The 8,307-nt window shown below is 48.3% G+C and carries 7 protein-coding genes; all 7 read left to right on the forward strand.

Features of this window, described 5'->3' with window-relative positions; translation table 11 throughout:
* A partial coding sequence (locus QW520_08655) for an ArsB/NhaD family transporter (protein ID MEM0449873.1) occupies window positions 1-837 on the forward strand: 837 nt, incomplete at its 5' end.
* A 97-nt stretch (window positions 838-934) separates the two neighbouring features.
* Window positions 935-1,501 (forward strand): LemA family protein, encoded by a 567-nt coding sequence (locus QW520_08660; GenBank protein ID MEM0449874.1) that lies wholly within the window; start codon window positions 935-937, stop codon window positions 1,499-1,501.
* Between the two features lie 3 nt (window positions 1,502-1,504).
* Entirely contained in the window at window positions 1,505-2,260 is a 756-nt protein-coding gene (locus QW520_08665; GenBank protein ID MEM0449875.1) for a TPM domain-containing protein, read from the forward strand.
* 99 nt (window positions 2,261-2,359) lie between these two features.
* Window positions 2,360-2,812, forward strand: a complete 453-nt coding sequence (locus tag QW520_08670; GenBank protein MEM0449876.1) for an NfeD family protein — start codon at window positions 2,360-2,362, stop codon at window positions 2,810-2,812.
* Between the two features lie 34 nt (window positions 2,813-2,846).
* A complete protein-coding gene (locus QW520_08675; GenBank protein MEM0449877.1) occupies window positions 2,847-3,956 on the forward strand; it encodes an SPFH domain-containing protein in 1,110 nt (369 codons plus the stop codon).
* A 152-nt stretch (window positions 3,957-4,108) separates the two neighbouring features.
* On the forward strand, window positions 4,109-4,831 hold the full coding sequence (locus QW520_08680) for an ABC transporter ATP-binding protein (protein MEM0449878.1): 723 nt from the start codon (window positions 4,109-4,111) through the stop codon (window positions 4,829-4,831).
* Window positions 4,812-7,847: an FtsX-like permease family protein gene (locus QW520_08685; protein MEM0449879.1), complete on the forward strand. Its 3,036-nt coding sequence runs from the start codon at window positions 4,812-4,814 to the stop codon at window positions 7,845-7,847. Before QW520_08680 ends, QW520_08685 begins: the two co-directional genes overlap by 20 nt.
* The last annotated feature ends 460 nt before the right edge of the window (window positions 7,848-8,307 follow it).

The following is an 8,307-nucleotide window of genomic DNA, read 5'->3' on the forward strand; positions in this document are numbered from 1 at the left end:
AACATAGGTTCGGTGGCCACACCAGTAGGAAACCCTCAGAACGCCTACATAGCTACCGTTTCGGGAATATCTTTCGTGGAGTTTTCCATGGCGCTCATGCCTACGGCGATGCTTAGCCTTGTAGTGGCAATGGTCATCATATGGTTGATCTTCAGAAAGGATCTATGCGATGAGAATGGACACTGCTTGAGAATCGATGCGGAGGGTGTCAGAACCATAGTCAATTTCGAGGGCATGGATCGGAGCGTTTGGATTGTCCTCGTGATAATGTTCTCGGTTTTCCTTGGCTTCATCGCCTCAGACTTTCTCCGGATTCCACTGGCCGTTGTTGCATTCATAGGGGGGTCCGTTGCCCTTTTCATTCTGCCGTTATTCAACCGAAAGACCAATGCCCGTAGCATTTTGGCCGGTGTAGACTGGACACTTTTACTCTTCTTTGTGGGTCTGTTCATTGTGCTTGAAGGGGTTTCTGTGTCAGGATTGTTGGAAGAGATGATGACGGTCTTCCAATCTGCTGTCGACGGGGGATTGACCCAGGTTCCAGGTCTGACCTTGTTCACCGCCCTCCTTTCCAATTTAATCAGCAATGTTCCCGCGGTTATTCTTCTATCGCCTTTCGTGAGCACTTTGGGCGATAACTCATTGTGGATAGCGCTGGCAGCATCGAGTACGCTAGCGGGAAACGCAACCATACTAGGAGCCGCGGCTAATGTAATAGTGGCTGAGAGCGGCGAAAGATTGGGAGCAGACCTCCCCTTCTGGAAGTTCGTGAAAGCGGGCCTACCCATCACTATTGCCACGCTTTTTATCTCAGTTCTCATATTGGAAATAATGTAACGATTCAGAATGTAACAAATGAGCGTATCGAGTGGATTTTATGCCATAAGCAGTTATTTTTAAATGCTGGTAGGTTTTTTGGGTCGAGGATGGTGCGATGAATAAAAAGATCTTCGTCGTGGTGCTGATCGTCGGCATTCTATTGGTGTTCGGATTGTTGACAATCCTTTCCTACAATGGCATGGTTTCCAAGGACCAGGCGGTCTCCCAAAAGGCGTCGGAGATAAAGAACCGTTATGTAACCAAAATAAGCATCATCACTCAGCTGCAACAACAAACAAACCTGTCCTTGGCCTATGAATCCAGCCTTTTGACGAACATCACCCAGCTAAGGACGCGGTGGATGGAGGCATTTCAATCCGGGGCAAGCGATGAGCAACTGATCAACATCTCAGAGCAGCTTGACCAGAAGTTCTATACTATACTGGTAAGTTGGGAGAATTACCCTGTTTTAACAGGCACAGATGTAATACGGTCCTTGATGGGAGAGATTACTTTCCAAGAGGAGAGGTTGTCATACGCAAGGGCACAGTATAATGGAGCGGTCAGGGATTATAATGCCTACATCAAATCCTTCCCCAATAATCTTCTAGCGGGAACATTTGGATTCAAAGAGAAACCCTATTGGGGAAGCAATTTCCCTGAGGACGTTACTGGTTTGTGATGAATGATGGACCGAGAGAAGCGCGTTGCATTGGCAGCAGCGTTAATCATCGTGCTTATCGTGGCTGCCATGGGCGTGTTCTTGATATTGAGTTCCGGCTCTGAAGAGAAGATGCCGGATTGGGTCCCTACCATAACCCCTTATGTGGATGATAGAGTCGGCATTTTGAATTACGACGACTATCGGGATCTGAATGATTTCTGTTATGAAGTGGAATTGAATAACTCATGCGAAATAGCAGTTTTGCTCGTGAACAGCACCGCTCCAGCGGGGATAAGTGATTATGCCTTAAAGACCTTTGAAAAGAATGGCATAGGGCAGAAGGGCAAGGACAACGGTGTGCTTTTCGTCTTCTCCTTAGAAGATAGGGCATGGACAGTGGTTGTAGGTGAAGGCGTTTCGGACATTTTGGGAGGAGCTAAGCTCACGGAGCTAAGCCTGACCTACCTCGAACCCTATCTGAATGAAGGCAATTATTCGCAAGGAATCAAACTATACATTTTTGCCATTGGCCTTGAGCTATTGGACAAATACGATGGGGAGGGACACGACGACCGTTCCTATCCAGTTCCGTTCATCCCCTTGGATTGGACAGGCTGGTTGGTGGTGATAATCGTAATTATCGGCCTTAGCATAATCACTAAAGGAAAATTCCTGTACCTCATTTTCTACATCATCTCCTCCATATTAGGAGGGAAAGGGGGAGGAAAGTGGGGAGGAGGAAAGACAGGAGGAGGGCGGATTGGGGGGAGATTCTAGGGCAAAATTATCATGTATTTCATTTTTTTGTACAACCAGATAAATTTTTCCTAAATCGGGGAATAAGACCAAATAGCGGTACATCCATGAATACGGTTGATGGTGACGGAAATAGAGGTAGGAATAGCTCTAGTTTTAGCGGGCGTGGTTCTATTGGTGATAGAGGCTTTTTCGCCAGGAGCCTTTCTCTTAGTGCCTGCGACGATATTGATAATAATAGGTCTGATGGGCTTGCTCATACCCGGTCTGCTTTTCTCGGTATGGTCGCCTATCATAGCCGTGGTTCTGTTCGCACCTATGACATATGTTACCATCAAATTGTATCAGAGGATAGCCCCTCCCTCACCTCCTGAAACCACAGTGGCTGCTTCGTTGATAGGACGGAAGGGCACGGTTATCAAAACAATAGAACCTCAGACTTTGTCCGGCAAAGTGAAGATCGCCCATGATATCTGGAGCGCTACTTCCAACACTCGTATCGAGGAGGGTAAGAAAGTGATTGTCAAAGGGAGTGAGGGGGTTCATGTAATAGTGGAGGAGGTCAACGAGTGACCGACCTCACTTTGATATCAAGGAGGATTAGAGAATGGTAGATGTGTTAGTAATAGGCCTAGTGATGATTGCCATAATCGTGGTCCTGCTCATACTTTCGAGTGGTATCAGGATCATCCGGCCCTATGAGCAAGGCGTCTATATGAGGCTAGGCAGGTTCGTGAGAATTTTGAATTCAGGATTCAATTACGTGACCCCGCTGATAAGTGAAGTAGTCAAGCTGGATCTACGAACTCAGGTCCTAGACGTTCCACGCCAGGAAGTGATAACCAAGGACAACTCGCCTACCAATGTCGACGCCATCATTTATACGAAAGTGATTGATCCTAAGAAAGCGTTCTTTGAGGTTCAGAATTATCGCGCGGCTACGGTTTATCTGGCCCAGACAACTCTACGTTCTATAATCGGAGATATGGAATTGGATGAGATTCTCTCTAACCGCGAGCGCATCAACGTCCACTTGAGGGACGTACTAGATGAGGCCACGGATAAATGGGGGGTCAAGGTAGAGGCGGTAGAGATAAGGGAAGTGGATCCTGCTCCAAAGGTAAAGATGGCCATGGAGGAGCAAACCTCATCGGAGAGACTAAGAAGGGCGGCGATCCTGAAAGCAGATGGAGAGAAGAAGGCCGCCATCCTTACTGCTGAGGGTGAGAAGAGGGCGAGAATCCTGCAAGCAGAAGGGCTACGCCAATCTAAGATCCTTGAAGCCGAAGGGGAAAGGATGGCAATTATACTCCAGGCTCAAGGAGATGCGCAGAAACTGCGCATCCTTTCCGTGGGAGCCAGCACTTTGGATTCCAAGGCTCTTACCGTTCTCTCACTTGACGCTTTCAAGGCCTTAGGCAACAGCGCTGCCACCAAATATGTGCTACCCTTTGAGCTCACTAAACTCGTGGAAGGAGTCTCCGAGTATCTGGGAAGTGGTAGGACCGTTCCCGAGAGAGAGATATCCAAGGTGGATGAGGTAGAGAAGGTAGTAGGAAAGGCAGATGACATATTGGGCCCCATTCCGAAGCCTGAGGAGCTGCGCCGCGACCTCCGGTCTCTAGAAGAAGTGATGGAGAAGGAGACCAAAGAAATGGAGAAGATCGCGGACGTAAGCCGAAAGGAAAGACCTTCCAATCCACCTTCCACTAATTAAGCATAGAAAGGCCAAACCCTTTCCATTCCTTTATATCCATGAGCATCTACCATTATTTCGCATGAGTAACGGCGATCTTAACTAATGTCTTATAGGGAATAAGCTGTGAGGGCTTTCAAGATGATGATGGGGCATTTTAGAGGTTTGATGGTATGGCCGCTATAATCAGGACAGAGAATGTTTGCAAGACCTATGTTACAGGCGATATCAAGGTAGAGGCCCTGAAAAACGTCAATCTCGAGGTGCAGAGCGGAGAGATGGTAGCGATTATGGGTCCCTCGGGATGCGGCAAAACCACACTTTTGAATTGTCTTTCAGGAATAGATGATGTGACATCAGGCAGGGTGTTCGTCGAGGGGAGAGATATTACCGCGATGGATGATGATGAGAAAACCAATTTTCGCGCCAAAAGAATGGGGTTCGTATTTCAATTATTCAATTTGCTTCCCGTGCTCACCGCTGAGGAGAACGTGGAGCTCCCGTTGCTTCTTTCCGATGAATCCTCCAAAGCGGCAAGGGCTCGGGCACAAGAACTACTCAAGGCCGTCGGTCTAAGAGACCGCATGCGTATGAGACCAGCTGCCCTTTCAGCAGGAGAGAGACAAAGGGTCACCATAGCTCGAGCGCTGGTGAACGATCCTGCTCTCATTTGGGCCGATGAGCCTACCGGCAATCTGGATAAGAAGACTGCTGAAGAGGTGGTTGGCTTAATGCGCAAGCTCAATAGGGAAAGAGGTGAGACTTTCATAATCGTCACACATGACCCCGAGGTAGGGGAGGTGTGCGATCGCATCATCAATATGAGAGATGGGGAGATTATTAGTGACAGCGGCAGGGCGAAAGTGAACGCGCTAGATGGTCGCAGAATGGGGTGAGCGGTTGTCCCGTTCTTTCTTCTTCGCCACTCTGCCTGGCATCTCAGTAATCTTGATCTCTTTCCTTTTTCTACAAACCTTTGTGGCATTATTGCTCACCATAGTCATCATTACCGCCATGATAATGCTGGACGCCATGCGCCACCGCCTTCTCATAACCATGGCGATTCGCTATGTGGTGAGGAGGAGATGGACCACGGCTCTGGTGGTGGGTGGACTTATGGTTGGAACGGCGATAATCTCCACCTCATTGGTTGTGGGCGACACCTTGGACAACATGATCGTCAAGCAGACCACCGAATCTCTCGGCGAGGTTGATTTTGGCATCGGCGCTCCATTCGACGGTTACACGTATTTCGACGCGTCATTCCTAGGAAACGTAAGGGATCAAATCGCTGCGATAAATCAGGTAGAAAGCTCACATATGCTCATAAGAGATGATGTGGCCGTGCTCAATAATGAGTCTGGCTTGTTCAATCCCTCCTTCGCTCTTATGGCCCTCAATGATACTGTGGTGAAAGAGTTCGGCTCTTTTCTCAAACAAGATGGGTCGATTTTGGACCAAGCTCCGAAAGCTGGAGCTGTCTATCTAAATTCTCGCGCCGCCCAGGATATAGATGCAAGAGTTGGGGATACTCTAATCATCTACATCAGTGAGACGCAAAGGATAGTGGCTGTAGTGTCTGAGGTGGTGGAGGAAAGAGCCCTAGGAGCCTTCGGTTCTGCGAATACCGTCTATATGGACATCGAGTCGGCGCAATCTCTACTAGATCGACCCGGCCAATTCAATTTCATTTTCGTATCATTGCAAGGCCGAGGGGATGAAGGTCTGGTCTATGCATCCGATGTCAGAGTGCATATCGAAACTATACTTCAACCCTGGCAACAATCAAATGGACTCAGGATCGTCGAGGATAAAGCAAATGCCATAGAGGACGCCAAGAGAGCCGCAGAGATGTTCAGCAGCCTGTTCTTCGTGTTCGGGTCTTTCTCCATAATCGCGGGGGTAGCATTGGTGGTGAACATCTTTACCATGCTCAGCGAAGAGCGGAAAGGAGAGATGGGGGTGGCAAGAGCTATTGGCATGAGCCGATCCCATCTCAGACGATTATTCACTTATGAGGGCGTTATTTACGCCGCCTTGGCAGCGGCCGTAGGTTCGGGTCTGGGACTCATACTGGCATATGTTATAACTTGGGTAATGAGCCGAACGATAAGAATAGGTGAGTTCTCCTTCGATCTGGTCAAATATTTTACCTTCACACCCATGTCACTAGTATTGGGCTACCTTGCCGGCTTTTTGCTCACCGTTCTTACTGTCTACCTCGCAACCAGGCGCATATCCAACCTCAACATTGTACGTGCCATCCGCAATATCCCAGAGCCTCCTGTACCCCGCGATGATAGCCGCGTCTTCCGCTTGGGCTGGTTAATACTCTTCCTAGGAGCAGGGCTGATGTCCTTGGGAATATGGCAACGAAGTCTGGCGCTTGCTAGCTCTGGACTCTCGCTCATGACCATCTCTTTGGGTTTCCTGCTGCGTCGTGTGGTAAAAGAGCGCCTAGCCTGGAGCCTGGCCGGACTGCTCACCATATTGGTCTGGGCCCCTCTGCCGTTTGGGATAAAGATCTTCCATTACGAGGCAGAGATAGAAGGATATGTGGTGGCTGGCCTTTTCTTAGTCAGTGGAGCGTTGCTGGTGATAATGTTCAATTCAGATTCGCTCATAATGATTATTACAAAGCTTTTCCGCGTGAGAAAAGAATATAGGGCGGTTTTAAAGACGGCGATATCCTATCCCCTCAAGGCTAAATTCAAGACGGCTTTGAGCGTTTTCATCTTCGGTCTAGTAATTTTCACCGTAACCACCTTGTCGGTCGTATCGGGTTTGATGTCTTTCAACATCGACCGATTGGTCAATGAGACTTCCGGAGGTTTCGATGTTATCGCTTTCACCTCTACCTCACCTATCCTCAACGACCCTAGGGAGCGCTTAAGTCAGGAGCTTTCACCTCTTCAAGCCAAGAATGTCTCCGCGCTGGTGGCCTTGCCCTCCTCAATAATCACATTGAATTACAGCTATCTAGAGCCGTCAACGCAGACGCTAACATTCAAAGAAAGACGCTATCAGTTAATAGGCTTCAATGAGGACCTTTACACCCTAGGCAATTACCCTCTTTCGGATTATGACAAGAAGAACTTCTCGAATGAACTGCAGGTTTGGCAGGCCGTCCGCAACAACAGATCTCTGGTCATCTTTGACGGCAGCCTTCGTCCTCAATCAGGCATATCAGGTGGATTCGGGCCTCCGAACGCAGAGCAAGAACCGGGCATCAAAATAGGTGAGCGCGTCATGCTCTTAGATCCTCTGGGTACGCCTCATGTGGTAACTGTGGCTGGATTCATGAAGCAGAGCTCTTTCCGAGGGGCTTTCATGTCAGAGGAGGTGGTGAGAAGTGAATTTTTCGCTGTGGGCTATTCAATAATGCTTCTCAGGTTCCAGGATGGCTTAGACATAGGGAAACAAGCTGCCTTGCTGGAGAAATCCTTTATCCCCAATGGTCTCCAGACCATCGACGTCAAAGCCTTGGCTCGGGAAATCACGGGTCTGATTAACTCTGTGTTCACGTTGTTCGAAGCTTTCCTCGCTATGGGTTTGATAGTGGGTATATCTGGTTTAGGGATAATGACCATAAGGTCCATACATGAGCGCCGCATCGAGATCGGCATGATGCGCGCCATCGGTTACAGAAAGCGCATGGTGGTGGCCAATTTCGCCATAGAATCTGCTTTGATATCGCTCCTGGGAATATTAATTGGCGTGGCGTTAGGGATATTAGTGGGTTACGAACTTTGGATGACGTCATTGAGATCAGAAGGCTTTGTGTGGATTATTGACATCTGGCCCATCTTAACCGTGGCCGTCATCTCATTCGTTGCTACCATTTTAAGCGTGTATCCCGCCGCCAGGGGAGCGTCTAGGGTATCTCCAGCAGAAGTGCTGCGATTCGAATGAGCTACATGATGATAGCACTTTCCACATCATGGATCATGATTCGAACTCATGATGTGTGAGCGATTGATTTTCTGTTGCAGGTTCGTACGCTACTGTGCCGTTTAAGAGGTTTTATCGTTATTCTATTCTTCTTCCAAGTTCAGCCGATGCTGTGGCCCATAGTTGAAAGAGCGCTTGAAGATTTTAATCGGTGCTGGTGGCTCAACTTCTATTCACCAATCAAAGGGAACATGTAGACTGCGCCTATCTGGCTTTTCCTCCGAAAAGCGGAATAGAAACTGCTTGAAGGAGAAATGTTTCCAATGAATTTGCTTCTCTAGATTATAGGTATCAAGTTGATCCTCGCCCCAGACGACGACTCCTCTGAAACATTGAAAACATTGCATCCTGTAAAGGGCTCGATGCCATAGACTATCACGGTGCCACCAATTCTTTCCAATTTAATGTGATAACTAGCCAG

The sequence above is a fragment of the Methanomassiliicoccales archaeon genome (genome assembly GCA_038740345.1).
Taxonomy (GTDB): Archaea; Thermoplasmatota; Thermoplasmata; order Methanomassiliicoccales; family UBA472; genus JAJRAN01.